Here is a 26,376-nt window from a genome sequence, read left to right as displayed (position 1 = left end):
TGCGTGCCGGGAAGCTACTTCTTGGTCGGGGCTACTTCTTAGTGGGGTTCGTGTCCTTGCAAGAGTTGAGGACGCGCTCCATAACCTTCTTCTCGTCCGCGGTCACCCACAGCATGTACTTCGCCTTCACGTGCACCTGGCGTGCCACGTAGGTGCAGCGGTAGGCGGTGTTGCTCGGCAGCCAGTCGGCGGCGTCCGCATCGGACTTCTGCTGGTTTGCCGGGCCGTCTGCAGCGAGCAGGTTCTCCGGGTCGTTCGCCAGCTGGCGGCGCTGCTCTGCGGTCAAATCCTGCGCGCCGGTCTGCCATGCGTTCGAAAGAGCCACCACGTGGTCAATCTGCACAGCCGAGGAGGTCTTCTTGCCGCGCTTGAACTCGATGGTCTTGCCGGTGTACGGGTCGTTCAGAGTGCCACTAATCACGGTGCATGCGTGGGTCCTGACCTTGAAACGAACATTGGTCAGGTCGCGGCGCAGAATGTCGTCACGGGTATTGCACTTGTTGCCGTCAACATCATCCCAGGCGGGACCGAACTGATCACGAGAGTAGCCAGCCTTCGATGCGCGTTCCTTCACCTGCAGGGACGCCAGCTCGCTCTTCGCGGTCGCCAGATCCGGTGCGAGCGCGGTCGCGGGATCAACCGCCTTGTACGGGTTCTTGACCTCGGCGAGGGTTTCCGTGGCAACGGTGGTTTCTTCCTCATCGGTGGCGGAGGTCGTCGTATCCGAACCGAGCAGCCCGTCCACACCGTTCTTACTCACGTAGACCAGACCAATAATCAGCACGATCACGGCGAACAGGGCGAGCAGGCCATAAATGAGGCGCTTCTTCTGCGGGTCCATCGAATCGGGCAGCTTGGGCAGGTTGCGCTGCATCTGCTGAAGTTCCTGCAGGGAGGGCAGGTTGTTGTTCGCGGGCTTTTTGCTCACGGGTTCTCCAAGGCGGGTAGACGGGACGGGGCTGAGTGCACCGCATCATCAAGGATAGAGGGCACGGGGCTGAAATAGTGAACTTGAAGGCAAAAATAGCCGCCCCGACGCTGAGATACCTATCACGACGTCGAATGGGGCGTAGCCGTCATATTTCTGCAGGAAGCATGTTGCCCGCGGGCGATTTTTGAAAAAACGGGGTGAAAAGTTCAAAAACTCTATCCACAGGCGGTGCCCAAAACCGCAAAACGCGAGGTTATCCACAGAAGCGGTAACCGCCGGATGCGGGGTCGGCTCAGCGCTGGCAAGGTGAAGGAACCCACCCACTAGTTTCTAAGGAGAAACCATGAGCGACACCATCCTGATCCGCGGATTCACCGCCTCCGACCCGGCACTGAGCACCCTGCCCAACGGGGTGCCCGTCGTGAACTTTCGCCTCGCCAGCACCCCGCGCTGGCAGGACGCCACCGGCACCTGGAAAGAAGGCACCACCAACTGGTACACCGTGAAAGCCTACCGCCGCCTCGCGCAGAACATCGCCACCTCCATTGAGAAGGGGCAGCCGCTGGTTGTGAGCGGCCGCCAGCGCATTAGCCGCTGGAACCGCGAAGACGGCACGCAGGGCACCACGGTAGAAGTGGACGCCCTCGGCATTGGCCACGACCTGAACTACGGTACGAGCATCTTTGCCCGCACCGTGGAGAAGCGTACGGTCAATGAAGGCTCCCTGCAAGGCGCACCCCAGCAGAACCCGGAGGCGCCGGGCATGACCGCTCCGGGTGCTCCGGTACAGGACGGCGCATCCCAGAGCGGGGGAGCGCAGAGTGACGAACCCCCCTTCTAAAAGTGCTCCCCGGATGCTTGCATAAACGCGGGCGCATTGGGATAATGGAGCATTGTGTTGACATCGGGCACGCCCCTGCCGCAGGGGGAAGAGCGACCAACGATGTCAACCTTCGGGTACCAATCCTGTCCGAAGCATCAAGTTTTCTGTCCCGCAGTGGGGCAGAGCAATCTGAGTCTATTTGACCTGCGGCAGATGACTCTGGAGATCTACAACTATGCAGACTCTTGACTTCCTCGACAAGAAGTCCCTCCGTGACGACGTCCCCGCATTCGGCCCCGGTGACACCCTGAACGTTCACGTTAAGATCGTTGAAGGTAAGAACCACCGTATCCAGGTCTTCAAGGGCTTCGTCGTTGGCCGCCAGGGTGCAGGCGTTCGCGAGACCTTCACCGTCCGCAAGGTTTCCTTCGGCGTTGGTGTTGAGCGTACCTTCCCCGTTCACTCTCCCTCCATCGAGAAGATCGAGGTTGTGACCCGCGGTGACGTCCGTCGTGCAAAGCTGTACTACATGCGCGACCGCCACGGTAAGGCTGCTCGTATCCGCGAGAAGCGCGAGTTCTAATCTTTATAGATACAGAATTCTGTTGCAAACCGCTCCCCAACCGCATTCCGCGGGAGAGGAGCGGTTTTTGCATATTCTGAGACCTCGCTTTCTGAGAACCTTGCCGCTCTCAGAAAATAAAAGCCCAAGAGCGCAAACACTCTCGATACAATAGCTAGGTACCGTTTCACTCGAGCTAGGTATCTCTCAAACGAAAGGCTCACTCCAGCATGGCAGACGACAAGAACACTGCGAACACCAGCCCCTTCCCTGAGGGATACCAGCCTCAAAGCCGCCGCGAGCGCCGCGAAATGGAAGAATACTTCGCGCGCCTCGCCGCCGAAAAGGCTGCTGCAGAAAAGAGCGCCGCAGAGAATGATGGTGCTGAAAAGGTTGCAACCGAGAAGGCTACCCCCTGGGTGGCATCCGCGGGCGCTACTGAGGCGACCGAAAGCGATACCAAGGGTGCATCTGAGCGTGATCACGAGGTGGTAGCTAGCGCCGAGGCGAGCGCCGCCTCCGCAGATGCCGCCGTTGCGACTTCTTCCGCTGAGAAGAACACTAAGCGCGAAGAAACCACCGATGAGGAGACTGCAGCAGACGTGGAAACCACCAAGGACTTCTCCGAAATGACCCCTAAGGAACGCCGCAAGGCAAAGCGCGCCGAACAGGCAGAGCTGACCTACTCCCAGGCGCAGAAAGAAGGCCGCCTCGGCGAATGGCTCTGGGTGCAGGCACGTGAGGGCGGCACCGTCATCCTCTACGCGCTGGTCATCGCATTCCTGGTCAAGACCTTCCTGCTGCGCGGCTTCTACATTCCCTCCGGCTCCATGGAGCAGACCCTGCAGGTCAACGACCGCGTGTTCATTAACGTGGCGGGCTCCTACTTTAGCGAGCCTAAGCGCGGCGACGTCATCGTCTTCAAGGACTCTCAGGGCTGGATTCCCTCCACCCAGAAGACCAGCAGCCCGCTCAAGGACGCCCTGTCCTTCGCGGGTATTCTGCCGGATACCTCCTCGAACTTCCTGGTCAAGCGCGTTATCGGCACCCCCGGTGACGTGGTCGAAAGCGACGGCAACGGCAAGATCAAGGTCAACGGCGTAGAGATTACCGAACCGTACCTGTACCCCGGCAACCCGCCCTCGGAGATGCCCTTCAAGGTGACCGTGCCCGCCGGCAAGTACTTCGTCATGGGTGACCACCGCAGCAACTCCGCCGACTCCCGCTACCACATTAGCGATGGCACCGCGTTCATCTCCAAGGACGACGTGCAGGGTAACGTGTTCGTGGTGGCGTGGCCGCTGAACCACTTCGGTCTGCTGCAGGATCAGAGCTCGGTGTTCTCCTCGATTCCCGCACCGACCTCCACCCCGAGCGAATAAGCGAGCGTGGCAATGATGGTGAGCGCCCAGAAGAGCACAACGAAACCCGCTCAAGCTAAGCCCGCGAAAGCAACCCCGCCAGCTGCCGACCTCGAGTATGAGCAGCAGCTCTTCGCCTCCGGCGCCCGCACGGTTGCCGGAATCGACGAGGTAGGCCGCGGCTCCATGGCGGGCCCGGTCACCGTGGGCGTCGCAATCCTCACCCCGGACGCCACCCTCGAGGTGGGCGGGCTGATCGACTCCAAGGCGCTCTCACCGGCACGCCGCGAATCCATGGTTCCCGAAATCCGCCAGTGGTGCGCCGTGGCGGTCGGGCACGTGGAACCGGCAGATATTGACCGGCTCGGCATGACCCTCTCGCTGAGGCTTGCCGCCCAGCGTGCGCTCGCCGAGCTGGCGCGCCGCGGATACCGTGCCGACGCCGCCCTGCTGGACGGTAAGCACGACTGGTTCACCCCTCCGCAAGAGGACCTGTTCAGTGCGCTGGCACCGGACCCGGCGCAGGCACACTACAACGCACTGCTCGCCCAGGCGTGGGAAGGCGCAGGCGGTGCAGGTGAGCCCGCGCAGATGCCGGTGACCATGGTCATTAAGGGCGACTACAAGTGCGCCTCCATCGCCGCCGCATCGGTGGTTGCGAAGGTGGAACGTGACGAGCTGATGGTTCAGCTGGATATCCGCTACCCGGGGTACGGCTGGGCAAAGAACAAGGGCTACGGATCTGCCGCGCACCGCGAAGCGATTAGCGTGCAGGGCCCCAGCCCGCAGCATCGACTGTCATGGTCGCTTCCGGCGACCGCCGAGCAGATTGAGGCGGCTGCGGCACAGCGCGGCTAGAGCGTGTGGTGTTCCTGAAAACCGCGCCTCGGAAGCCTGCGAAAGCCTAACGTGCCACCGCTGAATCAGTACTACAAAAGCCCAGGAAAGGAAGAGTAGTGAGCGCAGAAGACCTCGAAAACTACGAGACCGACGCCCAAATGGCGCTCTACCGCGAATACAAAGACGTCATGTCACTCTTTAGCTACGCGGTAGAAACCGACCGACGCTTCTACCTGGCGAACCAGGTGGACGTCACCCCGCACGTGCAGGACGGCACCCTCTACTTTGAGGTGAGCATGAGCGACGTGTGGGTGTGGGATGTATTCCGCTCCAACCGCTTTGTGAAGAAGGTGCACGCCTACTCGGTGCGTGACGTGAACGTGGAGGAGCGCCTGCCCAACCAGGAGTTCACCGTGCCGGAAATGCCGGACTTTAACGCCTAGCTCACGCCTGATTTACCGCCTTGCCGGGGGTAAGCACGGGTAGGCGCGCCGGTGCTGGGCGGCAGAGCTGGGTGTTGAAACCGCGTGATGAAGCTGCGTTATGAAACCGCGCGAATATGACGCGTCGAATCGGCACCCGAGCGGCGTTTTTAAAAAATATGCCCCAAAATTTCAAATAAATGGCTGTGGATAACCTCTAATTCCTTCTAGGAGCCGAGGTTATCCACAGTTTTTCGTTAACCGCGTTCGGGCACGCGCGCGGCGGGCACAGTAGAAGCACTACCGCTATCTACCGGGGGAGAGACCCATGACAACAGCCCGAATAACAGCCCGCGCCGCAACCCGAAGCGCACCCAACAGACCTCTGCTCCAGAGCACCCAGCCTCCGCGAACCCAGCTCCAGCGAACCCAGCCCCGCGCCCACAGCGTCGGCAGGTGGGGCGAGGAGCTGACCGCCCGCATCCTGGAAGCGAACGGCTACCGCATCCTGGAGAGGAATTGGCGACCGCCCGCCGGGCTGGAACACGAACAGATCCGTGGCGAGCTCGACCTGATCGCCATTGACCCCGAGGACGAACTGGTTTTCGTTGAGGTCAAGACCCGCAGCAGCGAAGACTTCGGGCACCCGTTCGCGTCCATTGACCGCGATAAGGCGCGCCGCACGCGCTCGCTGGCGATTCTCTGGTGCAGGCTGCGCGAGAACCTGGATTTTCCGCGCTTTCGCATTGATGCTATTGCGGTGACCGGAACCTGCGAAACCTTCACTTTTGAGCATCTGAAGGCGGTGGCGTAATGGGATTCGCACGCACCTATTCCGTGGCGCTGGTTGGCTTGCGCGGGCATATTGTTGACGTCGAGGCTGACATCTCGCAGGGCCTGCCCGGCTTCGTTCTGCTGGGTCTGCCCGATACCGCCCTCAACGAGTCTAAAGAGCGTGTGCGCTCCGCGGCGAAGAACACCGGCATCACCCTCACTCAGCACCGGCTCACCGTGAACCTGACCCCCGCGACCCTGCCCAAACGAGGCTCGGCGTTCGACCTTGCCATTGTGGTTGCGGCGTTGCAGGCGGAGAAGAAACTGCGCCCCAGCGGCGATAGCGTCTTCCTGGGCGAGCTGGGGCTAGACGGAACGCTACGCCCCGTGCCGGGCATCCTGCCTGCGGTCAAAGCCGCCGTGGACGCTGGACACCACCGCGTGATTGTGCCCGCCGAAAATGCTGAGGAGGCGGCGCTCATTCCCGGCGTGCAGGTGAGCGGTTTCCGCTGCCTGGCGGAGGTTTTTGCCGCTCTCGGCGCTGAGAGCCAGAAGCTGACCTACCCGCCCGCCCCGCAGACGGAGGCGAGTGCACCGGTGGCGAGACCGGCTGAAATTCCCTCGGATATGAGCGATGTTGCCGGTCAGTCGCAGGGCCGTTTCGCCCTGGAAATTGCCGCTGCGGGTAGTCACCACATGCTGCTGACAGGCCCGCCCGGTTCGGGTAAAACCATGCTGGCGGAGCGCCTGCCGAGCATCCTGCCGACCCTCGACAACGATGCCGCGATGGAGGTGACCGCGATCCGTTCCCTCTGCTCGGCGGGGGAGCACCTGAGCGAGCTGGTGCGTCAGCCGCCGTTTGAGGCGCCGCATCATAGCGCCTCCGCGCCGGCGATTCTGGGCGGCGGCAGCGGTATTCCCCGCCCGGGCTGCGTGTCTAAAGCGCACCGCGGCGTGCTCTTTCTGGACGAGGCGCCGGAGTTCAAACGCACGGTGCTCGATTCGCTCCGTCAGCCCCTGGAGTCGGGGACCGTGACCCTGGACCGTTCGAGCGCGTCGGCGACGTACCCGGCGCGTTTTCAGCTGATTCTGGCGGCGAACCCGTGCCCCTGCGGCATGAACGTGGGCACCGGTACGGAGTGCACGTGCGCCCCGCGTGAGCGTCGCGCCTATTTTGGGCGTCTGTCCGGCCCGCTGGTGGACCGCATTGATGTGAATGTGACGGTTCCGAAGGTGTCGTCCACGGAGCTTGCGGGCGGTCAGGTGAACGAGAGTTCGGCGCAGATTCGTGAGCGCGTCATGGCGGCGCGGCAGGCTCAGCGTGAGCGCCTGGAGCCGTACGGACTGAAGACGAATGCGGAGATGAACGGCAAGATTCTGCGCGGCCCGCTGCGTTTGGATGCGAAGCTCACCGGCGAACTGAACGCCGCCGTGGACCGCGGAACGCTGACGGCTCGCGGCTACGACCGGGTGCTGCGTATCGCCTGGACTCTCGCCGATTTGGAGGGTGCCGCCTACCCGAGCCGGGAGCACCTGGATGTGGCGCTTTTTCTGCGGCAGCAGGGGCAATTGAAATAATGTGCCAGCTGAAATAGGGGGCAGCGAACATAGCGTGCCGGTTTATAGAACGAATCACTCACGAGAGGAGAAGAACATCATGAGTGAGAAGAAGCTCAGAAAACGAGCTGATGAGGCCGAATTGAAAGACAATGGGCTGAGAGAAACAGCGCCGGAAGAGCATGTGCTTGAAGTGAGCATGCCTGAAGAGCTCGTGGCGGAGGATTTTGTGCAGGAGGAACTGCAGATCCGCCTGCCAGGCCGCACCCTGGATGCGCACGCCCTGGTGCGTGAGAGGGTGGCGCATATTCTGTCGCTGGGGCAGGAACCCTCGCCGAGCCCCTATAACGCGGCGCGGTTGCCGGGGTTCCTCGCCTCCTGCCTGAACCCGGTGTACTTAGAAGAGATGCGCCTGGAAGAGATGAACCAGCAGGAGCGTCAGGGCGAGCGCCCCGAACCTGCGGCGGGCACAGCCTCCAGCAGTTCTGACCCCGTGCCCCTGCTCAATCCAGCACCCCTGTTTAACCCCGCCCTCAGCGCTCAGGAGGTTGAGGCGGCGTGCCGCGAGTACATCCGCTGCTGCACTGCCCAGCTGATGCGCTACGCCGAACCTGCCGATGAGCTCGTGGTCGAGTCCCTCACCACCCTGGGCGCCCCGCTGACCCTGCACTACCTGCTGACCGGGCATATCCCGGATGAGCACACGTGGGAGCACGGCGAACCGGATACGCAGCTGAGCGATTTTCTGCGTTCGGTGGGCGCACCCGCGGAAGGGGAGTCCGCCCTGTTGTGTAGCGCGAATGGCTACTACACGCCGGGTGAGCATCAGATGAGCCACGATAAGTTCGGCAAGGCGCTCGCGACCCGCCGTCTGCGCTGGAACCGCCGCATGGAACGCACCCTGAACACGGAGGCGCACATGGCGGCAACCTGCGGGGCGTGGCTGGTCACTCCCGCCGATCCGCTGTGGCCGCGGCAGCTGAACGATTTGGGGCCCGCCCGACCGTACGGGCTGTGGTGCCGAGGCGATTCGCGGCACTTGCTGGATGTGGCGTCTGCCCCGAGCGTGGCGTTGGTCGGTTCGCGTGACCCGAGTATCTACGGTACGGAGGCGACGACCCACCTCGCCGCCGAGCTGGCGCGCCGCGGGTACACGGTGATTTCTGGCGGTGCGATGGGCATTGATATTGCGGCGCATCGGGCGGCGCTGACTCAGCAGGGTAGTGACCTGCCGACCATCGCCTTCATGGCGGGTGGGCTGGATCGGCTGTACCCGGCGCAGAACTCGGATGCGCTGAACATGATTGTCGATCGCGGGCTCATTATGAGCGAGGTGAGCGTGGGCAACACCCCGACGCGTTGGCGTTTTCTGGAGCGTAACCGCCTGATTGCAGCGTTGGCGCGGCACACCATTGTGGTGGAGGCGCGCTGGCGTTCCGGTGCCCTGAACACGGCCCGTCACGCGATGGAGATTGGGCGTACCCTCTGGGCGGTTCCGGGGCAGATTAATTCGCCGAACTCGGTGGGCACGAATCGTCTGCTACGCGATGGACTAGCGCAAACACTCACCGAGGCCGCCGACATTCTCGAATACGATGCCGCCGCGGGTTTCGAGCTGGGCACTGAGCACGAGAGCGAGTGGGATCGGGTTGCCTCCTCCAGCGCGCTGGATGAGCTGACCGAGCGACAGGGTAGGGTCTGGGATGATTTGAGCCCGCGTTCCTACCGCGGCGTGGATGAGATTGCCGCAGCCCTCGGGTTGAGCGCTCGCGACGTGATGGCTGACCTGTTCCACCTGGGTCGTTGCGGTCTGGCGGAGAGCAGCGGAACGAGCTGGAGGAAGGTCCGCCCGGCTGCCGCGGCGTAGAAGATCCCCCGTTGAACACTCCCGCTGAAAACCCTGGCTGAACGCCCGTAGTGAACACCCAGGCAGTAGCGGGTTGCGGCGGTGGGTCATGACGGGGCGGCCGGTCATGACAGGGCAGCACGTAGAGAGCGTGGAACCTCTCTACAATTGGGGGTAGGCTTGCGCGTACTGGTGCGGAGCCTACCCCCGCCGCCGCATTATCGACAGACGCGCGGAGAGAATGTCGAAAGACCGAAACCCGAAAGGAGGGACGCATGACCCCCGCCCGCCAGCACGAAAACCCAGCTGAAAGCCGGGAAGAATACCGGGACGAGGCTCCCTCCACGACCCTGCCGGTGACCTACACCCGCACGCTTGCGCCGGAGCAAGTAGAGAGCTCTGCTCTGCCCGAATCGGCACTGGGCGTTTCCGGCGAGGTGTTCCGCCCCGTCCTGGACCGTTTTGAGCGTTTTCTGCGCTACGAGAAGCACCGTTCCGAAGAGACGATCCGCTCGTATATCTCCGATTTGGAGGGCTTCTTCGGCTACATGGCGCGCCGCGGCGTGCGCCATCTGGACAGCATTGATGCGTCCCCGATTCGTGAGTGGTTGGGTTCGTTGCATCTGCGGCAGGCGGCTCGTTCTACGGTGGCGCGCCGTGGTTCGACCCTGCGCACGTTCTTCACCTGGGCTCAGGAGGAGGAGCTGGTGCACGCCAACCCGACCCGCGGTATGCGCACCCCCAAGCGGGAGAATCACCTGCCGCCGGTGCTGAGCCGTGAGCAGATGAACCAGCTGCTGACTACTCTGCAGGAGCGCCGGGCGCAGGATCCTCGTGATGCGCGCCTGCTACGTCTGGAAGCTGTGGTTGAGGTTCTGTACGCCTCGGGCATGCGTATTTCTGAGCTGACCGGCCTGGATTTGCAGAGTGTGGACCGGGCGAATAAGACGGTACGCGTGCTGGGTAAGGGCAATAAGGAGCGCGTGGTGCCGCTGGGTACCCCGGCGCTTAAGGCGTTGAATCGTTGGGTGTCCTATGGTCGTCCGCAGTGGATCCCGGAGGGCGCGCAGGGTGTGACGGCGCTGTTTATTGGCCCTCGGGGCGGGCGTGCGAATGCCCGTCAGATTCGTGAGGACCTGACCCGCCTGCTGCGCACGGTGGAGAATACTCAGGCGTCGGGTGCGCACGTTTTGCGTCATTCGGCGGCGACTCACCTGGTGGATGGTGGCGCCGATATTCGTTCGGTGCAGGAGCTGTTGGGACATTCGTCGTTGGCGACCACGCAGATTTACACGCACGTGTCGATGAAGCGTCTGGCGGAGACGTACGCGCGGGCGCATCCGCGGGCATAGGGCGTTCGGGGGCATAGGGTGTTCGTGTGCTTAAGGTCGTACATCGGTGCGGGGGAGCGTGTTGGGCCGTGCGGGGCTGGTTGGACTGTGCTTTGAATAGTGCGCTGAGCGCCGCCGTTTAATGTCTCTCTATTTGAACCTTGTGCGGCTGAACTGTACGAATGGGGGAAATCGTTCTAAGCTATACACTGTTCAACCTCTGTCTAAGCTCCCAGCGCAGCCCAAAGTTTCTGCACAGTGATGTTTATACAGGGCGGCTGAACAAGGTAGCATAGGTAACAGACTAACCGTGGTCTCCGTCTCTACGGAGGCGCCGCGTACGAGTACTAAAAACCAGAAAGGTCGCACCGCATGCGCGCACTCGTTTGCCCCGGACAGGGCTCCCAGAAGAAGGGCTTCCTGAGCCCCTGGCTCGAGATTGAAGGTGTGCGTGAGCACCTGGAACGACTCTCCGAAGCGGCGGGCATCGACCTGATTCACTACGGCACCGAAGCCGAAGAAGAAACCATCAAGGACACCGCAATCGCCCAGCCCCTCATCGTGGCTGCAGGCATCGTCACCGGCCGCCTCGCACTGCGCGAACTCGACGGTGAAGAACTTATCTTCGCGGGCCACTCCGTCGGCGAAATCACCGCAGCAGCCCTCGCGGGCGTACTCAGTGACGAAGACGCAATGCGTTTCGTGCGCGTGCGCGCCAACGGCATGGCGGAGGCGGCAGCCGCCTCCCCGACCGGCATGGCTGCAGTACTCGGCGGCGTTGAGGAAAACGTCCGCGAAGCCATCGACGCAGCAGGCCTCGTCGCAGCAAACTCCAACGGCGGCGGCCAGATCGTAGCCGCAGGCCCCATCCCCGCCATCGAGGCATTCGCCGCGAACCCGCCCGCACGCGCTCGCGTCATCCCCCTGAAGGTCGCTGGCGCATTCCACACCGAGGCAATGGCACCCGCCGTGCCCGCCCTGGAAGAGTTCGCCGCATCCCTGCAGGTCTCCGACCCGACCTCCGCACTGCTGACCAACCGCGACGGTTCCGCCGTGGCATCCGGTGAAGAGTTCGTCAAGACCCTCGTCTCCCAGGTCACCAGCCCCGTCCGCTGGGATCTGTGCATGGCAACCCTGCTCGAGCGTGAGGTCGCCGGCATTATCGAGGTCGCCCCCGCAGGCACTCTGGTCGGCCTGGCAAAGCGCGCGATGCGCGGCGTGCCCGGCACCTCCATCAACACTCCCGAGGACCTCGCCTCGCTGAAGGGCTAAACACCGGGGGAGAGCACCCCGCCCTCCCCGCACTGGGAACCCTTCATACTAGACATGCACTTTAGACCTGCGAGGCACACAGTGTCTTGCGAGCATCAGCACTAAGGATTGAATACGTGACTACCCTCAAGCAGTACGAAATCAACCGCTACTCCCGCATCCTCGGTTACGGCGCAGCCCGCGGCGAGGTCATCGTCCCCAACGACGACATCATTGAGGCAATCGACTCCTCCGACGAGTGGATCAAGCAGCGCACCGGTATCGCAACCCGCCACCGCGCCAGCGAAAACCAGTCGGTAGCAGACCTTGCCATCGGTGCCGCCAAGGATGCTCTCGAAGCGTCCGGTGTAGCCGGTGAGGACATTGAGGCGGTCATCATTTCGACCATTTCGCACCCCTACGCAACCCCCTCCCTGGCAACCTTGGTCGCCGACGCAATCGGCTCCAAGTGCCCCGCATATGACATCTCCGCAGCGTGTGCAGGTTTCTGCTACGGTATCGCCCAGGCAGACGCCCTCGTCCGCGCGGGTACCGCAAAGCACGTGCTGGTCATCGGCGTTGAGAAGCTCTCCGACTTCATCGACAACACCGAACGCACCATCTCCTTCCTGCTCGGCGACGGCGCAGGCGCAGCAGTCGTAGGCGTATCCGACGAACCCGGCATTGCCCCGACCGTATGGGGTTCGGACGGCTCCCGCTGGGGCACCGTCGGCATGACCCACTCCCTGCTGGACATCCGCAACCGCGACTTCGTCGCAAACCCCGTCGAAGAAGGCGAAAAGATTTGGCCCACCCTGCGTCAGGACGGCCCCTCCGTCTTCCGCTGGGCAGTATGGGAAATGGCGAAGGTCGCCAAGCAGGCACTCGAAACCGCCGGCATTACCCCCGACGAGCTCGGCGCGCTCATTCCGCACCAGGCAAACGCCCGCATCATTGACCAGATGGTCAAGACCCTCAAACTTCCCGACACGGTGGCAGTGGCACGCGACATCGTCGATGCCGGTAACACCTCCGCCGCATCGGTCCCCCTCGCCGCGCACCGCCTGCTCAAGGAGAACCCGGAACTCTCCGGCAAGCTCGCCCTGCAGATTGGTTTCGGTGCCGGCCTGGCATTCGCAGCTCAGGTAGTCGTCCTTCCCTAAGGAAAACCACCAGAGCCCGATGCTCCCCGCCCCTCACGACCGGCACAGCGCCGGTGCGCGAGAAAGAAAAGAAAGCGGGAAAGCATCCCCACAAACTCCGAGTTGACGCATGCGTACACCACGCAGACACGATAAACTCGGTAATGCACGCGTACCCCCACCCGGCGGGTGCGATGACCATCGAAAAAACAAAGGAGCCCCTGAATGGCTAACAAGGAAGAGATCCTCGCAGGTCTGGCAGAGATCGTTAACGAAGAGACCGGCGTTGAGGTTGAGGACGTTCAGCTGGACAAGTCCTTCACCGAGGACCTGGACATCGACTCCATCTCGATGATGACCATCGTCGTGAACGCTGAGGAGAAGTTCGAGGTGACCATCCCGGACGAAGAGGTCAAGAACCTCAAGACCGTTGGCGACGCAGTCGAGTTCATCGCGAACGCTGCCTAAGCTATAACCAATAACGAGGCGGCGCGGGCTCTCACCGGCCCGCGCCGCATCGCTATTCACTCAGCTTTCAATCCAACACACCCGCGGGAACACACAGGGTGCAATGACTGCACTCTCCACGGCGTGAAAACGCCCACTGTAAACCCCGGGCCCAACAGGTTTTTATCCACACACCACCGGATAAACCACCAAATCGACCACCGAAGAGAAAGTGCCACAATGTCTCGAAAAGTGCTGGTGACCGGCCTCGGCGCGACCACCCCCATTGGCGGCGACGTCCCCACCACCTGGGAAAACGCAACCAAGGGCGTATCTGGTGTATCCACCCTCGACCACCCCTGGGTCAAGGAATACGACCTGCCCGTATACATTGCAGGCCAGCTCGCCGTGCCCGCCCTCGAATCCGGCCGCCTCACCAAGGTAGAAGCAAAGCGCCTGGATCCCTCGGGCCAGCTCGCCCTCATCGCCGCACGCGAAGCATGGGAAGACGCAGGATTCTCCGGCCCCGACGCCGAATCCGCAGAAGAAGTCGACCCCGAGCGCACCGGCGTAGCTTTCGGCACCGGTATCGGCGGCGTGTGGACCCTCCTCGACGCATGGGACACCCTCCGCGAAAAGGGCCCCCGCCGCGTCCTCCCCATGACCGTTCCCATGCTCATGCCCAACGGCAACGCAGCAGCCGTCTCCATGAACCTCAAGGCACGCGCCGCAGCACAGACCGTCGTCTCCGCATGCGCATCCTCCACCGAAGCCATGCAGCTCGGTGCTGAAATGATCCGCAGCGGCAAGGCAGACGTCGTCATCGTCGGCGGCGCCGAAGCAGCAATCCACCCGCTTCCCATGGCAGCATTCGCCAAGATGCAGGCACTCTCCTCCCGCAACGACGAACCCGAAAAGGCATCCCGCCCCTACGACGTCGACCGCGACGGCTTCGTCATGGGTGAAGGCGCAGCAGCACTCATCCTCGAATCCGAAGAGCACGCCAAGGCACGCGGCGCACGCGTCTACGCGGAACTGGCAGGCACCGGCGTATCCGCCGACTCCTACCACATCACCGCACCGGACCCCGCAGCACTCGGCGCAACCCGCGCACTGCGCGAAGCCCTCGAAGACGGCAACATCGACCCGAAGACCGTCGTGCACATCAATGCGCACGCCACCAGCACCCCCGCCGGTGACCTGCCCGAAGCAACCGCAATGCACGAAACCTTCGGCGAGCACACCAAGAACATTGCTGTCTCCGCAACCAAGTCCATGACCGGCCACCTGCTCGGCGGCGCGGGCGCACTCGAAGCCGTACTCACCGTACTGGCACTGCACCACCGCACCGCACCCTGCACCATCAACCTGGACAACAAGGACCCCCAGATTGACCTGGATGTGGTGACCGAGGCACGCGAGCTGCCCGCCGGTGAGATTGTGGCGCTGTCGAACTCCTTCGGTTTCGGCGGCCACAACGCGGTTGTAGCATTCCGTTCCGTAGAGGACTAATCCCTCAGGGCTTCTAGCCTTATATAGATATAACGCTCCCTCAACTACCGCGTGTAGCTGGGGGAGCGTTACGTTTTCTGAATGCGTTTACGAGAGAGCGGCATACCGGACGCCGCTCGCGGGGGAGTAAGGTTTCCGGGGGTTAGTTGTTTGAGATGGCGTATCAGACAACGCTCGCGGGGGAGTGCCCCCTCTTCAGCGCCTGGGGGCGCTTCGAGGACGGAGCCCCCGCTTCGCGTGTCCGGTACGCCCTCTAGGTCGCCTATCCCTCGGGGGAGGAGATATAGATGCTTGGTACGGGGTTAGGGTATTCGGTCAGCTCGCCAAAATTTGGATTGAGTAGGGCTGGTCTGGGGCTGAGTTTCGTGCGCAGCTTGCCCGAGTTTGGGGTGGGCAGGGTTTAGACGTTAAAAACGGGTGGCGTATTCGCTCCGGCACTGCGAATACGCCACCCAAACACACCACACTCCACAAGACAATGCAGAGCGCGCGGGATCAACCATCCCGCAAGGTTCCCGTAACCTCCATCGCGCACCACGGTAGGCGACGACAGAAGAACGGGAGCTTATGACCGTTTGACACGCACAACGCCCCCTCGTACAGGTATACAAAGGCGCACGCCATGCGATCTTCCGGAAGTTTATTCGGAAGAGCTCCCACGCCGGTTCCGTTGAGAAAACAATTCGGTGTGGTTGCCTCCCGATGGTGAAGCACATCAACATCGTGTGCCGCAATACTGCGCAATCCAGTACGCGCAGATGTTGCGTGAAAACCATCCTTAGGAATGCAGTCCGTGGGCCAGTTTTCCAGCTTCAAATGGCAGAAGCTTAAGGGTTTGATGTGAGTGCTCGGATGGTCCGAATCATGTTGCTCTCAACGGAACCGGTTTATCGGTGATGGGAGCTCCTGTAGATAAGAATAACCTTAAATCACCCCTGGAGTAAACCTTAAACCAATAATTTAACCTTATTGTTATAATTCCTTGTCATAAAGGTATTGACGGGTGTTCAATGTGCTCTGAGTAGCCCCCTGGAGGCCCTCATAACTCTTTGGTCTGTTTGGCGCTCTCCACCGTTATGAAACCGTGATAAATCATTCCCGAAAATTGAAGAATCGGGTTCCAAAACGGTCCCGCAAGTGGCTGCCGCGAGGCTTGTTGAGAGGGTCTTGAAGACGCACTGAGAGTACAGTCATAAAACGTCATCTTGTCATGGAAGTTATCCCATAGAAAACAAATTAAACCCCCGGCGTGCGCTGTGGCATAATCAGTATCAACATCGTGCTCCGGGGTCGGTGAAATTCCGAACCGGCGGTCACAGCCCGCGAACCGCTCTCGCAAGCAGGTAAAAATCGTACGAATCTTCGCATCCGCACAGGACGCCAAGACTCCGCTAGAGAAGCCCGCCCGCAAGAGAGGCCGAACCGGTGAAAATCCGGTGCCGACAGTACAGTCTGGATGGAAGGTAGCACGAGCAGAAAAAGGCAGGAGCGCACTCTGCCGAGCCTCCCGAAAACCGGGATAGCATGCAGGGTGCACTGACGCGATTGCTTGAGAAAACTGTTGCTCACGAAAACTGTTGCTCGAAAAAGCTGTTACTCGAGAGCACAGCGGTTTTTTGCGAGACGGCTTTTTGCGAGACAGGGGAAAGGCACCTTTCGTAGGTGCCGGTACGTTATTCCCCTCGACCGCAGCCGGCTGATCTCAGCTGCGGTTTTCAGTCACGGTTGGCTGATTCGCCGCTCCCGCCTCACCGCGGATACCGGGCACTCCATAAGATGCCCGCGGTAGCCGCCCTTTTCTGTTCCTCTCCCCGGAGCCGCCGCAGATGCGCACACAGCGCATCCGACACACGGTCCAACTCAGAGAGGAAAGAAACATGGACATTTTGCGGTGGCTCTTCGACGCACAAATTCACGTGGGGGACCAGTCCCTCCTCGTGCGCGAAGTTCTCGGAAACGCATTCGGCCTGGCATCGGCGCTCGGCGGCATGCGACGCAAAGTATGGGCGTGGCCCGTCGGCATTCTCGGCAATCTACTGCTCCTCACCGTCTTCCTGGGCGCCCTCGTCGGCAGCCCGCACCCCGTGACCATGCTCGGCCAGGCAGGCCGCCAGATCATGTTCATTGCCGTGTCCATCTGGGGCTGGCATCGTTGGCGTGCAACCCGCGCCGCCGGTGGTGACGCCTCCGAAGGTGCCGCAGTGATTCCCAAGTGGGCTACCAACACCGAACGCGCAGGCCTGGTTGTCGCCATGGTTGCGGGCACCCTGCTGCTCACCCCCATCTTCCGTGCCCTCGGCTCCTATGAACCGGTCTGGTCCGACGCCTGGATCTTCACCGGCTCGCTACTCGCCACCTACGGCATGGCGCGCGGCTGGGTTGAATTCTGGCTCATCTGGGTTGCCGTCGACCTGGTCGGCGTGCCGCTGCTGTGGAGCGCAGGCTACTACGCGACCTCCCTCATGTACGTGTTCTACGGATGCTTCACCCTGGTCGGCTTCTTCGTCTGGTGGCGCACCCGCAACCTGGAGGCGCAGAAGACTCGGGTACAGACCCAGTTCCCCGACGTGACCGTTGAGGTAACCGACGTGAAGAAGGGTCGTGCATAAATGCCGCAGATCCCCTCGCTGCAGGTGCTGGCGAGCGCGCACCTGCCCGTAACTGCCGCCCCGAGCGTATCTTCGCCGCGCAACGATGTGGACTACTCCGCCGCGGAGTACGGTCACCTCGCCGGTCTGCCCGCCGCACGCACCCTCCAGCTGCCCGACCCCGAGCAGGAGCTCAGCCACGCGGAGGCCATGACCCTGGCACTGCAGGCGGCACGCCAGGGTATCCGCGGCGCGAACCCCCTCGTCGGCGCCGTCATCACTGACGCGCACGGGCACCTGCTGCACGTGGGCTACCACCGAGGCGCAGGCACCCCGCACGCCGAAGCCGACGCCCTCGCCGCCGCCCGAGCCGCGGGAACCGACCTCACCGGCGCCCGCATGTACGTGAGCCTCGAGCCCTGCAACCACACCGGACGCACCGGCCCCTGCTCCCACGCCGTCGCCGAGGCGGGCATCAACGAACTCTACTACGCCTACAGCGACGACACCGAAAACGCAGCCGGAGGCGCCGCCTACCTGCGCTCACAGGGCGTCACCGTGCACGCCATGGAGGAGTTCGCGAACGCATCCTACCTGCTGAACGAGCGCTGGTTCATTGCCGCCGCCGAACGCCGCCCCTTCATTACCGCAAAGAGCGCCTCCACCCTGGACGGGTTCATTGCGGCGGCTGACGGCACGAGCAAGTGGATTACCGGCCCCGCCGCGCGCATTGACGGGCACCTAATCCGTCACCGCGCCGACGCCGTCATGATCGGCACCCGAACCACCCTCATGGACGACCCGACCCTGGACGCGCGCGACGCCAACGGGGAACGCTTTGAGAAGCAGCCGCTGCGCGTGGTCATGGGCAAAACCGAGATTACCGAGAACTACCGCGTGCGCGGCCTCAACCCGCCCGAAGGCGTGGAGGCGGACCCGCAGAACTTCCTGCAGGTCTTCACCCACGACCCGCGTGAACTGCTCGACGAACTGTACGCCCGCGGGGTGCGGCACCTCATGATTGAGGGCGGACCCGGCATGGTCGGCCTCTTCGCCGGTGAAGACCTCATCGACGAGATGGTCTGGTACCGCGCCCCCATGATCATGGGGCAGGGCAAGAGCGCCGTGTACCGTCTGCTCGTGGACACCCTCGCGCAGGCGCCGCGCCTGCAACTGGACGACCTGGGCATGTTCCCGGCGGTGCGCGTGCTTGGCAATGACACCGCAACGCATCTGGTGCCGGCACCTCGCGGAACGGCGCAGGAACCGGGTGAGCGGCGTACCCTGCCGAAGCTGGACGCCTGCCACGCGCCCGAACCGAGATTAGATTAGCCGAGGCTGGACTAGTCGCGGCTGGACTAGCATCCGCCTGGGTTGAGTGCGGGCGGGGGGAGTAGTACCTCAAGGAACCCCCGCCGGCGCCCGGCTAGTTTGTGCCGGCTGGTTCGCATGCTGGCACAAAAGCTCCCCGTCACGGGGAATATTCGAAAAATACGTATAGTTATACCGACGAACAAACCATCGCCGCCCGTCGCCCTCAACGACGACGCCCCGGCGGACACGGCGAGAAAAGGAAAGCACACATGTTTACCGGAATCATTGGCGCCCTCGGCACCGTAGAATCCATCACCCCCATCGAAGGTAGCGACGCAGCCTACCTGACCCTCAACGCCGGTGACATCGTCGCCGACCTCGAACACGGCGGATCCCTCGCCGTCAACGGTGTATGCCTCACCGCTATCGACCTCGACCAGCTGCAGCCCGGCCAGTTCCGCGCCTACGCGATGGGTGAGACTCTGCGCCGCACCAACCTCGGCAACCTGAACCCCGGCGACACCGTCAACCTGGAGCGCTGCCTGCCTGCCGGTGGCCGCCTCGACGGTCACGTCGTGCAGGGCCACGTGGATGCGGTCGGTACCCTCGCATCCGTCACCGCGCACGAGGCGTGGAGCACCCTGCGTTTCAACCTGCCCACCGAACTGGCACCCCTGCTCGCTGAGAAGGGCTCCATCGCTGTTTCTGGCGTGTCCCTGACCGTCACTGCCGTTTCTGAGCCCGGCGAAACCCCCGCATGGTTCGAGGTCGGCCTGATCCCCGAAACCCTGAAGGCAACCAACCTCGGCGCCCTCAAGGTTGGCGACAGCGTGAACCTTGAGACCGATGCGCTCGCTAAGTACGTGCAGCGTCTGACCGCGTTCGCAGGCGTGCCCCAGACTGACTCTGCGCACTCCGGTGAGCAGGTTGCACCGCGTCGCGCCGACGCCGCAAGCGTCCTCGACAGCGTGCAGACCGCAGTGGACGCTATCGCAGCAGGTCGCGCCGTGGTCGTCGTCGACGACGAAGACCGCGAAAACGAAGGCGACATCATCTTCGCCGCCGAGCACGCAACCCCCGAGCTGATGGGCTTCATGATCCGCTACACCTCCGGCGTGGTCTGCGCACCCCTGAGCAACAAGCGTGCCGACGAGATGAACCTGCCGCCCATGGTCACCAACAACGAGGACCCCAAGGGCACTGCATACACCGTCTCCTGCGATGCGGCATCTGGTGTGAGCACCGGCATCTCCGCGGCAGATCGCGCACGCACCGTGCAGATCCTCGCGGATGCATCCTCGACCCCGGCGGACATCACCCGCCCCGGCCACATCTTCCCGCTGCGCGCTGTTGACGGCGGCGTGGCGGAGCGCCCCGGCCACACCGAAGCCGCAGTGGAACTCTCCCTCGCGGCGGGCCTGTCCGGCGTGGGCGTTATCGCCGAGGTCGTGCACGACGACGGCTCCATGATGCGTTTCGACGCACTGCGCGCCTTCGCCACCGAGCACGACCTGCCCATGATCTCTATCGAAGACCTCATCAAGTACGTAGCTAAGGCGTAGGAGAACGCATGAGCGAAACCCCTAACACCCAGGCAACGCCGGGCACCCCCGCAGCGGACACCTTGGTCGAGCCGGTTGAGGCGCAGGCTGAAGAGCTCAGCGCCGAATCCCTGCGCATCGCCTCCCAGCTCGCTGAAGGCTACCGAGTCAGCCCCCTCGACATGGTGCCCAACCCCAGCCCGCTGCTGGTCGAAAGCACCGAAGAGGTCGCCGTACCCACCCCGCAGGGTGTGTTCGGCCTGCGCGCCTGGCGATTCGCAGACGGTGCCGAGCACATCAGCGCCCGCGCCCTCGACCGTGACGGCACCCCCGTACCCGCCGAGGACGGGGGAGCGCCCGCGGTGCGCATCCACTCCGAATGCGCCACCGGCGATATCTTCGGTTCCTTCCGATGCGATTGCGGCCCCCAGCTGGAGAACGGCCTGCGCATCATTGGCCGCACCGGCGGGTACCTCATCTACGTGCGCAACCACGAAGGACGCGGCATCGGCCTTGTCAACAAGCTCCGCGCCTACGCGCTGCAGGATGCCGGGCTCGACACCCTCGACGCGAACCTGGCGCTCGGCCTGGACGGCGACATGCGCGACTACTCGCAGGCGGCACTGATCCTGCAGGAACTCGGTGTGAACGAGCTGAGGCTCGTGACCAACAACCCCGCCAAGCAGGAGGCGCTCGAAAGCCTCGGCCTGCAGGTCACCGAACTCATCCCGGATGAAATTCCCGCCCGAGTCGAGAACGCACACTACCTGCAGACTAAGCGTGAGCGCATGCGCCACGTGCTCAAAAGCGCGTAGCGGCACCCCTGCAAACCCCTAATTTTTCAAAACCCCAAAACCCACAAGGAGAACACAATGAGCGGCGTAGGCGCAGCAGACACCACCCTCAACCCCGAAGACTACAAGGGCTTCAAGCTCGCAATCGTAGCGGCAAGCTGGCACACCCAGGTCATGGACGGCCTCATCGACGGCGCGCAGCGTGCAGCACGCGACGCAGGCATCGAGCCGACCCTCGTGCGCGTACCCGGCACCTTCGAGCTGCCCGTCGTAGCAACCCGCCTCGCTGAGAAGTTCGACGCAATTGTCGCGCTCGGCGTGGTCATCCGCGGCGGCACCCCCCACTTCGACTACGTCTGCCAGGGCGCAACCAACGGCCTGACCGACGTGTCCGTGCTGACCGGCCGCCCCATCGGCTTCGGCGTGCTCACCTGCGACAACGAGCAGCAGGCACTCGACCGTGCAGGACTGGAAGGCTCTAACGAAGACAAGGGCTACGAGGCAACCGCAGCGGCACTGCAGACCGCAGCAACCCTCAAGCAGTTCAGCAACTAACGCGGCTGAACGGTACGCGGCTCAGTTTCACGAAGAGAACTATTGAATCTTCACCGTGGAACTGGGCCGCAGCACCGGTTAAACTGAAACAACCCGCGCACCGGGCTTACCGGGATTTATCAGGCATTATCGGGCGTCTATGGATCTGGCAGGTATACGCCAGAGAGATACACGCCGGCACATATGTCCCGGTACCCCCCCCATATACCGGTAAAAACCCCGCGCGGCAGCTAAGGGACACAGCGCACCGACGCGCTCCCAACCCAACACCAAGGAGTACAGCAATGCAGGATTTGGGCACCATCACCCCCAGCCTCGAAGAATTCCGCGCCCGCGCAGCCGGCACCCGCGTCATTCCCGTACACATCAAAATCCTCGCCGACTCACTCACCCCCATCGGCATCTACCGATCCCTCGTACTCCAAAACGACCAGGGCGAACCCGTCGAAGCGGCCCACGGCACCTTCCTGCTCGAATCCGCCAAAATCTCTGCAGAAGGCGAATCCGCAGCCTGGGACCGCTACTCCTTCATCGGTGCATCCTCCCGCTCCACCCTCACCACCGTTGACGGCGCAGTCTACTGGCAGGGCCGCACCCCCGCCGGCGCACCCGTCGACGGCGACCCCGTAGAAGCCATCGCAAAGACCCTGCAGATGCTCTACACCGAACCCGACCCGACCCTGCCGCCGCTCACCTCCGGCCTGGTTGGTTACCTCGGCTGGGACGTCGTGCGCCACTGGGAGCACCTGCCCTTCCCGCCCGCCGACGACGTGAACCTGCCCGAATTCGCGCTCAACATGGTCTCCGACATGGCAATCCACGACAACAAGGACGGCACCGTCCTGCTCGTCGCCAACGCCATCAACTTCAACGGCACCAGCGAAAACGTCGACGGCGCCTACGAGGATGCCATCGCGCGCCTGCACAGCATGCTCCGCCGCCTGCAGCGCGGCGCCACCGCAACCACCTCCACTCTCTCCGGCGTGGCAGACGTAGACCGTAAGGTCCGCGAAGACGTCACCCTCACCTGGAGCGAACAGGGCTTCAAGGACGCCATCGACCGCTCCAAGAAGAACATCATCGACGGCGACGTCTTCCAGATCGTGCTCTCACGCCGATTCGAAGCCGAAACCAACGCCAAGGCACTCGACGTGTACCGTGTACTGCGCCAGTCCAACCCCTCGCCGTACATGTACCTCTTCAACTTCGAAGACAGCAACGGCACCCCCTTCCACATTGTCGGCTCCTCCCCGGAGGCGCTCGTCACCCTCAAGGACGGCATCGCCAGCACCCACCCCATCGCCGGTTCCCGCCCGCGCGGCGCAACCCGCGAAGAAGACCTCGCACTCGCCGAGGAACTGCTCGCCGACGAAAAGGAACGCTCCGAACACCTCATGCTCGTCGACCTGGCACGCAACGACCTCTCACGCATCGCCAAGCCCGGCACCGTGTCCGTCGACCAGTTCATGATCATTGAGCGATTCAGCCACATCATGCACATTTCCTCCGCCGTCAGCGCCGAACTCGACCCGCAGTTCAGCGCCTACGACGTGCTGCGCGTCGCCTTCCCGGCAGGCACCCTCTCCGGTGCACCCAAGCCGCGCGCCATGCAGCTCATCGACGAATACGAACCCACCCGCCGCGGCGTCTACGGCGGCGTATGCGGCTACTTCGACTTCGCCGGCAACATGGACATGGCAATCGCCATCCGCACCGCCGTCCTCAAGGAAGGCACCGCCTACGTACAGGCAGGTGCAGGCCTCGTCATGGACTCCAACCCGGACTCCGAAACCCTCGAAACCGTCAACAAGTCCGCCGCCCCGTTGCGCGCCGTGCTGACCGCCTCCGGCCTGGCACCCCTGGACGCAGACGCAGCCGTCAACGCCACCAAGTAACCCAAGGAGACACCATGAGCACCGTTCTCGACGAGATCATCGTCGGCGTCCGCGAAGACCTCGCCGCCCGCGTACAGCAGGTTCCCCTCGAAGAAATGAAGAAGCGCGCCCTCGCAGCCGCACCCGCCCGCGACGCGCTCGCCTCCCTACGCGGTGAAGTGCCCGGCGGCGGCAACGGCACGACCGCACGCATCATCTCCGAGGTGAAGCGCTCCTCACCCTCCAAGGGTGCGCTCGGCGAAATCCCCGACCCCGCCGCGCTCGCCGCACGCTACGAAGCAGGCGGCGCCGCAGCAATCTCCGTACTCACCGAACAGCGCCGCTTCAACGGCTCCCTCGCCGACCTCGACGCAGTACGCGCCGCCGTGAACATCCCCGTACTCCGCAAGGACTTCACCGTCGACGAATACCAAATCTGGGAAGCACGCGCACACGGCGCCGACCTGGTCCTGCTGATTGTTGCAGCCCTCGACGAGCAGACCCTGCGCGAGTTCCTCGAACTCACCGAATCGCTCGGCATGAACGCCCTCGTCGAAACCCACACTCCCGAAGAAATCGAGGTCGCCCAGCGCATCGGCGCCAAGATCGTGGGCATCAACGTGCGTAACCTCAAGACCCTCGAAGTCAACAACGAGCACTACGCATCCCTCGCAGCGCACCTGCCCAACTCGGTTATTAAGGTTGCTGAGTCCGGTGTCGCCAGCATCGAGGACGTGCGCGCCTACGCCGGTGCCGGTGCGGATGCGGTACTCATCGGTGAAGCACTGGTACGCTCCGGCGACCCCGAAGGTACCGTGCGCGAATTCTCCAAGGTGCCGGTGACCCGCTAGCCTGTGGGTTAGTTGTTTGAGATGGCGTATCGGACGCCGCTCGCGGGGGAGTGAGGCTTCCGTGGGTTAGTTGTTTGAGATGGCGTATCGGACAACGCTCGCGGGGGAGTGCCCCCTCTGCGGCGCTGGGGCGCCTTGAGGACGGAGCCCCCGCTTCGCGTGTCCGGTACGCCCTCTAGGTCGCCTATCCCTCGGGTTTGTTGAGATAGGGGTTGGTAGGTGGGTTACCTTCTCCGGTTGGCTTGCCTTGGGTTGGTTGAAATAGATGCTTGGTGGGTGGGTGCCTTCTCCAGTTAGCTTGCCTAGGGTTGGGGTATATGAGGCTAGTCTGGGGTCGGGGTGTTGCTGTCAGCTCACCTGATTCTGGGGTTATTTATCCTGTCGGATTTTTATCTACTTCCCGGATACAGACCTGATACATAGAGATAAAGCCGGTGCTTGCTCCCTCGCAGGCACCGGCTTCACGCATCTCTTTCGTCATAATCAGCAGGAATAGCGCGTTCACATTGAGACGCAGTCAGTTCGTTGATAGTCTACACATGGATATTTCACCAAACTGCACCACCCGCCACATCTAATAGACACGATTCAACTGATACGGCGCCAGAATGTCCATCATGCGTCCACACTACACTCGCGAGAATACTTATGGCTCAATCCCCAGGAAAACCTGTGTCCTTTATCGAACGCGACCTCTCATCCGGCTCCTCTACCGGTCCCGTGCCTACCCTCGAAGCGCAGCGCCCCTCCACAAAAACTAAGATGAGTAATACCGAACCCGCCGCCAACCCCCAGAAACTGGCCGCTTGGCGCACCTGGGTCCCCGCCCTCATCATCTGGGCACTAGCCTGCGCAACCCACCTCGGCACCTTCGCATACTCGCTCGCCGAAGACCAGCGGAACCCCCTCAGCCACGAAAACAAAAACCACAACGGCCTCCTCTCCTACCTCAACATATGGACGCCGGCTGGTACCAGGGCATCTATAAAGAGTGGTACCCCACCGAACTACCCCTGCGCGCCGACGGGTCCGTATCCTTCAACTCCTGGGCCTTCATGCCCCTCCACTCAATAATCAGCGGCAAAGTCGCTGACATTTTCGGTATCGAATACCGCCTCGCCGCAGTCGGAGTCAGCCTCGCCGCAGGCCTCGCCCTGGCCGTTGTGCTCTACCGCCTCTTCATCGGTAGCCTGAACTGGCGTGACCGCGGTGTCTTCGATACTCGCGCCCTCGTCGGCGACGAAAGCCGAAACCGCATCGCCCTGTGGGCGCTCGCCGTGTACGCATTCAGCCCCGCGAGCCCCATCTTCGTCACCGGTTACGCCGAGGCTCTTTCCACTCTGCTCCTTGCCCTGAGCGTCTGGTGTGTGGCGCGTGAACGCTACATCCTGCTCCTACCCGTAGCTCTTCTGGCGGCGCTATCCCGTCCGCTGGGTGTGCCACTCGGCGCGTTTGTCGGCCTGTGGTGGCTGTGGTGCACTGTCTCTGACTATCTTGCCCGCCGCTCCGATGAACCCTCACAGTCTGTACTATCGGATGCATGGGCTGCGTTCCGCGGTCGTTTCGGTCAGCTCCTGGGCGCTCTGCTCGTCTGTTCCTTCGCGTTCGTACACCCCCTGCATGCCGCCCTATACACGGGTCGTATAGACGCCTACTTCGCAACAGAACTGGGCTGGTCTAAGCGTAAACCCAGTGAAGGACACCAATACATTATCCAGTGGATCAACCAGCATTATCACTACTTCGGCGGAATGATTCCTAAGATTGTTGTGGCAATCTTATTTGTGGTAGCAATGATGGGCTTCTACTACTGGATTTCCCGCAAATTCAGCCGCACCCTCATCCACCCCGCCCTCTGGCTGTGGACCGCTTGCTACATGGGATACCTCTTCGTCTTCTGGCTCCCGATTTCTTCTACGAATCGTATTCTGTTGCCACTGTTCCCTCTGGCGTTGCTGGTAGCGGCATATTTGCCGAAGAGCCGATGGTACCGCCCCTCGCTAGTGGCATTTGGGATTCTGATTTCTATTCCTTGGGTCCTACTACTCTGGGGAGACCCC

General features: G+C 62.6%; 22 protein-coding genes and 1 riboswitch. Of the genes, 21 read left to right on the top strand and 1 reads right to left on the bottom strand.

Annotated features, from left to right (window positions below; all coding sequences use genetic code 11):
* Positions 1-31: 31 nt before the first annotated feature.
* Positions 32-928, bottom strand: a complete 897-nt coding sequence (locus tag ROTMU0001_RS00395; RefSeq protein ID WP_005507490.1) for an HNH endonuclease family protein — start codon at positions 926-928, stop codon at positions 32-34.
* Between the two features lie 346 nt (positions 929-1,274).
* Here ROTMU0001_RS00395 and ROTMU0001_RS00390 point away from each other — a divergent pair, with 346 nt between their 5' ends.
* The 21 genes from ROTMU0001_RS00390 to ROTMU0001_RS00285 all read left to right on the top strand — a co-directional run.
* Positions 1,275-1,772, top strand: a complete 498-nt coding sequence (locus ROTMU0001_RS00390) for a single-stranded DNA-binding protein (RefSeq protein WP_005507489.1) — start codon at positions 1,275-1,277, stop codon at positions 1,770-1,772.
* A gap of 217 nt (positions 1,773-1,989) precedes the next feature.
* Positions 1,990-2,337, top strand: coding sequence for a 50S ribosomal protein L19 (gene rplS / locus ROTMU0001_RS00385; protein WP_005507488.1), 348 nt, complete (start codon positions 1,990-1,992; stop codon positions 2,335-2,337).
* A 209-nt stretch (positions 2,338-2,546) separates the two neighbouring features.
* The gene (lepB, locus tag ROTMU0001_RS00380; protein ID WP_005507485.1) at positions 2,547-3,698 is read left to right on the top strand and encodes a signal peptidase I; all 1,152 of its coding nucleotides are present in this window, start codon (positions 2,547-2,549) and stop codon (positions 3,696-3,698) included.
* A 6-nt stretch (positions 3,699-3,704) separates the two neighbouring features.
* A complete protein-coding gene (locus ROTMU0001_RS00375) occupies positions 3,705-4,535 on the top strand; it encodes a ribonuclease HII (RefSeq protein ID WP_005507483.1) in 831 nt (276 codons plus the stop codon).
* A 98-nt stretch (positions 4,536-4,633) separates the two neighbouring features.
* Positions 4,634-4,960, top strand: a complete 327-nt coding sequence (locus ROTMU0001_RS00370; RefSeq protein ID WP_005506259.1) for a DUF2469 domain-containing protein — start codon at positions 4,634-4,636, stop codon at positions 4,958-4,960.
* Positions 4,961-5,267: 307 nt separating this feature from the next.
* Positions 5,268-5,753: a YraN family protein gene (locus ROTMU0001_RS00365; RefSeq protein ID WP_005507482.1), complete on the top strand. Its 486-nt coding sequence runs from the start codon at positions 5,268-5,270 to the stop codon at positions 5,751-5,753.
* Positions 5,753-7,291 carry a YifB family Mg chelatase-like AAA ATPase gene (locus tag ROTMU0001_RS00360; RefSeq protein WP_005507481.1) on the top strand — a complete coding sequence of 513 codons (1,539 nt, stop codon included), beginning with the start codon at positions 5,753-5,755 and terminating at the stop codon, positions 7,289-7,291. Before ROTMU0001_RS00365 ends, ROTMU0001_RS00360 begins: the two co-directional genes overlap by 1 nt.
* A gap of 178 nt (positions 7,292-7,469) precedes the next feature.
* Positions 7,470-9,137 (top strand): DNA-processing protein DprA, encoded by a 1,668-nt coding sequence (gene dprA / locus ROTMU0001_RS00355; protein ID WP_245534261.1) that lies wholly within the window; start codon positions 7,470-7,472, stop codon positions 9,135-9,137.
* A gap of 254 nt (positions 9,138-9,391) precedes the next feature.
* Complete coding sequence (locus tag ROTMU0001_RS00350; RefSeq protein ID WP_005507479.1) at positions 9,392-10,468, top strand: tyrosine recombinase XerC; 1,077 nt, start codon at positions 9,392-9,394, stop codon at positions 10,466-10,468.
* 351 nt (positions 10,469-10,819) lie between these two features.
* Positions 10,820-11,719 carry an ACP S-malonyltransferase gene (locus ROTMU0001_RS00345; protein WP_005507477.1) on the top strand — a complete coding sequence of 300 codons (900 nt, stop codon included), beginning with the start codon at positions 10,820-10,822 and terminating at the stop codon, positions 11,717-11,719.
* A 116-nt stretch (positions 11,720-11,835) separates the two neighbouring features.
* A complete protein-coding gene (locus ROTMU0001_RS00340; RefSeq protein ID WP_005507476.1) occupies positions 11,836-12,861 on the top strand; it encodes a beta-ketoacyl-ACP synthase III in 1,026 nt (341 codons plus the stop codon).
* A gap of 204 nt (positions 12,862-13,065) precedes the next feature.
* Positions 13,066-13,308, top strand: a complete 243-nt coding sequence (locus ROTMU0001_RS00335) for an acyl carrier protein (protein ID WP_005507475.1) — start codon at positions 13,066-13,068, stop codon at positions 13,306-13,308.
* Between the two features lie 219 nt (positions 13,309-13,527).
* Positions 13,528-14,799 carry a beta-ketoacyl-ACP synthase II gene (fabF, locus tag ROTMU0001_RS00330; protein WP_005507474.1) on the top strand — a complete coding sequence of 424 codons (1,272 nt, stop codon included), beginning with the start codon at positions 13,528-13,530 and terminating at the stop codon, positions 14,797-14,799.
* A gap of 1,275 nt (positions 14,800-16,074) precedes the next feature.
* Positions 16,075-16,273, top strand: a riboswitch (FMN riboswitch).
* 403 nt (positions 16,274-16,676) lie between these two features.
* The gene (pnuC, locus tag ROTMU0001_RS00325; RefSeq protein WP_005507473.1) at positions 16,677-17,408 is read left to right on the top strand and encodes a nicotinamide riboside transporter PnuC; all 732 of its coding nucleotides are present in this window, start codon (positions 16,677-16,679) and stop codon (positions 17,406-17,408) included.
* Entirely contained in the window at positions 17,409-18,719 is a 1,311-nt protein-coding gene (gene ribD, locus ROTMU0001_RS00320) for a bifunctional diaminohydroxyphosphoribosylaminopyrimidine deaminase/5-amino-6-(5-phosphoribosylamino)uracil reductase RibD (RefSeq protein ID WP_005507472.1), read from the top strand. It abuts the gene before it with no gap.
* 251 nt (positions 18,720-18,970) lie between these two features.
* Positions 18,971-20,263, top strand: a complete 1,293-nt coding sequence (gene ribB / locus ROTMU0001_RS00315) for a 3,4-dihydroxy-2-butanone-4-phosphate synthase (protein ID WP_005507470.1) — start codon at positions 18,971-18,973, stop codon at positions 20,261-20,263.
* Between the two features lie 8 nt (positions 20,264-20,271).
* The gene (locus ROTMU0001_RS00310) at positions 20,272-21,057 is read left to right on the top strand and encodes a GTP cyclohydrolase II (protein WP_005507469.1); all 786 of its coding nucleotides are present in this window, start codon (positions 20,272-20,274) and stop codon (positions 21,055-21,057) included.
* Between the two features lie 57 nt (positions 21,058-21,114).
* Complete coding sequence (ribH, locus tag ROTMU0001_RS00305) at positions 21,115-21,591, top strand: 6,7-dimethyl-8-ribityllumazine synthase (RefSeq protein WP_005507468.1); 477 nt, start codon at positions 21,115-21,117, stop codon at positions 21,589-21,591.
* 284 nt (positions 21,592-21,875) lie between these two features.
* Complete coding sequence (locus ROTMU0001_RS00300) at positions 21,876-23,486, top strand: anthranilate synthase component I (RefSeq protein ID WP_005507464.1); 1,611 nt, start codon at positions 21,876-21,878, stop codon at positions 23,484-23,486.
* A 14-nt stretch (positions 23,487-23,500) separates the two neighbouring features.
* The gene (trpC, locus tag ROTMU0001_RS00295) at positions 23,501-24,316 is read left to right on the top strand and encodes an indole-3-glycerol phosphate synthase TrpC (protein ID WP_005507463.1); all 816 of its coding nucleotides are present in this window, start codon (positions 23,501-23,503) and stop codon (positions 24,314-24,316) included.
* Positions 24,317-25,272: 956 nt separating this feature from the next.
* The coding region (locus ROTMU0001_RS00285; RefSeq protein ID WP_005507462.1) for a hypothetical protein at positions 25,273-26,376 on the top strand (1,104 nt) is incomplete at its 3' end.

The organism is Rothia mucilaginosa ATCC 25296, assembly GCF_000175615.1.
GTDB classification, from domain to species: Bacteria; Actinomycetota; Actinomycetes; order Actinomycetales; family Micrococcaceae; genus Rothia; species Rothia mucilaginosa.
Note: the sequence above shows the minus strand (reverse complement) of the source record. Positions and strands in the feature narration are given on the sequence as shown.

What these genes read in the sequence shown, in the direction of transcription:
- ROTMU0001_RS00390 (WP_005507489.1), top strand. Translation starts at nt 1,275, where the DNA reads ATGAGCGACACCATCCTGATCCGCGGATTCACCGCCTCCGACCCGGCA.
- ROTMU0001_RS00345 (WP_005507477.1), top strand. Translation starts at nt 10,820, where the DNA reads ATGCGCGCACTCGTTTGCCCCGGACAGGGCTCCCAGAAGAAGGGCTTC.
- ROTMU0001_RS00360 (WP_005507481.1), top strand. Translation starts at nt 5,753, where the DNA reads ATGGGATTCGCACGCACCTATTCCGTGGCGCTGGTTGGCTTGCGCGGG.
- ROTMU0001_RS00300 (WP_005507464.1), top strand. Translation starts at nt 21,876, where the DNA reads ATGCAGGATTTGGGCACCATCACCCCCAGCCTCGAAGAATTCCGCGCC.
- ROTMU0001_RS00350 (WP_005507479.1), top strand. Translation starts at nt 9,392, where the DNA reads ATGACCCCCGCCCGCCAGCACGAAAACCCAGCTGAAAGCCGGGAAGAA.
- ROTMU0001_RS00310 (WP_005507469.1), top strand. Translation starts at nt 20,272, where the DNA reads ATGAGCGAAACCCCTAACACCCAGGCAACGCCGGGCACCCCCGCAGCG.
- lepB (WP_005507485.1), top strand. Translation starts at nt 2,547, where the DNA reads ATGGCAGACGACAAGAACACTGCGAACACCAGCCCCTTCCCTGAGGGA.
- ROTMU0001_RS00335 (WP_005507475.1), top strand. Translation starts at nt 13,066, where the DNA reads ATGGCTAACAAGGAAGAGATCCTCGCAGGTCTGGCAGAGATCGTTAAC.
- ribH (WP_005507468.1), top strand. Translation starts at nt 21,115, where the DNA reads ATGAGCGGCGTAGGCGCAGCAGACACCACCCTCAACCCCGAAGACTAC.
- ribB (WP_005507470.1), top strand. Translation starts at nt 18,971, where the DNA reads ATGTTTACCGGAATCATTGGCGCCCTCGGCACCGTAGAATCCATCACC.
- fabF (WP_005507474.1), top strand. Translation starts at nt 13,528, where the DNA reads ATGTCTCGAAAAGTGCTGGTGACCGGCCTCGGCGCGACCACCCCCATT.
- trpC (WP_005507463.1), top strand. Translation starts at nt 23,501, where the DNA reads ATGAGCACCGTTCTCGACGAGATCATCGTCGGCGTCCGCGAAGACCTC.
- dprA (WP_245534261.1), top strand. Translation starts at nt 7,470, where the DNA reads ATGCCTGAAGAGCTCGTGGCGGAGGATTTTGTGCAGGAGGAACTGCAG.
- rplS (WP_005507488.1), top strand. Translation starts at nt 1,990, where the DNA reads ATGCAGACTCTTGACTTCCTCGACAAGAAGTCCCTCCGTGACGACGTC.
- ribD (WP_005507472.1), top strand. Translation starts at nt 17,409, where the DNA reads ATGCCGCAGATCCCCTCGCTGCAGGTGCTGGCGAGCGCGCACCTGCCC.
- pnuC (WP_005507473.1), top strand. Translation starts at nt 16,677, where the DNA reads ATGGACATTTTGCGGTGGCTCTTCGACGCACAAATTCACGTGGGGGAC.
- ROTMU0001_RS00365 (WP_005507482.1), top strand. Translation starts at nt 5,268, where the DNA reads ATGACAACAGCCCGAATAACAGCCCGCGCCGCAACCCGAAGCGCACCC.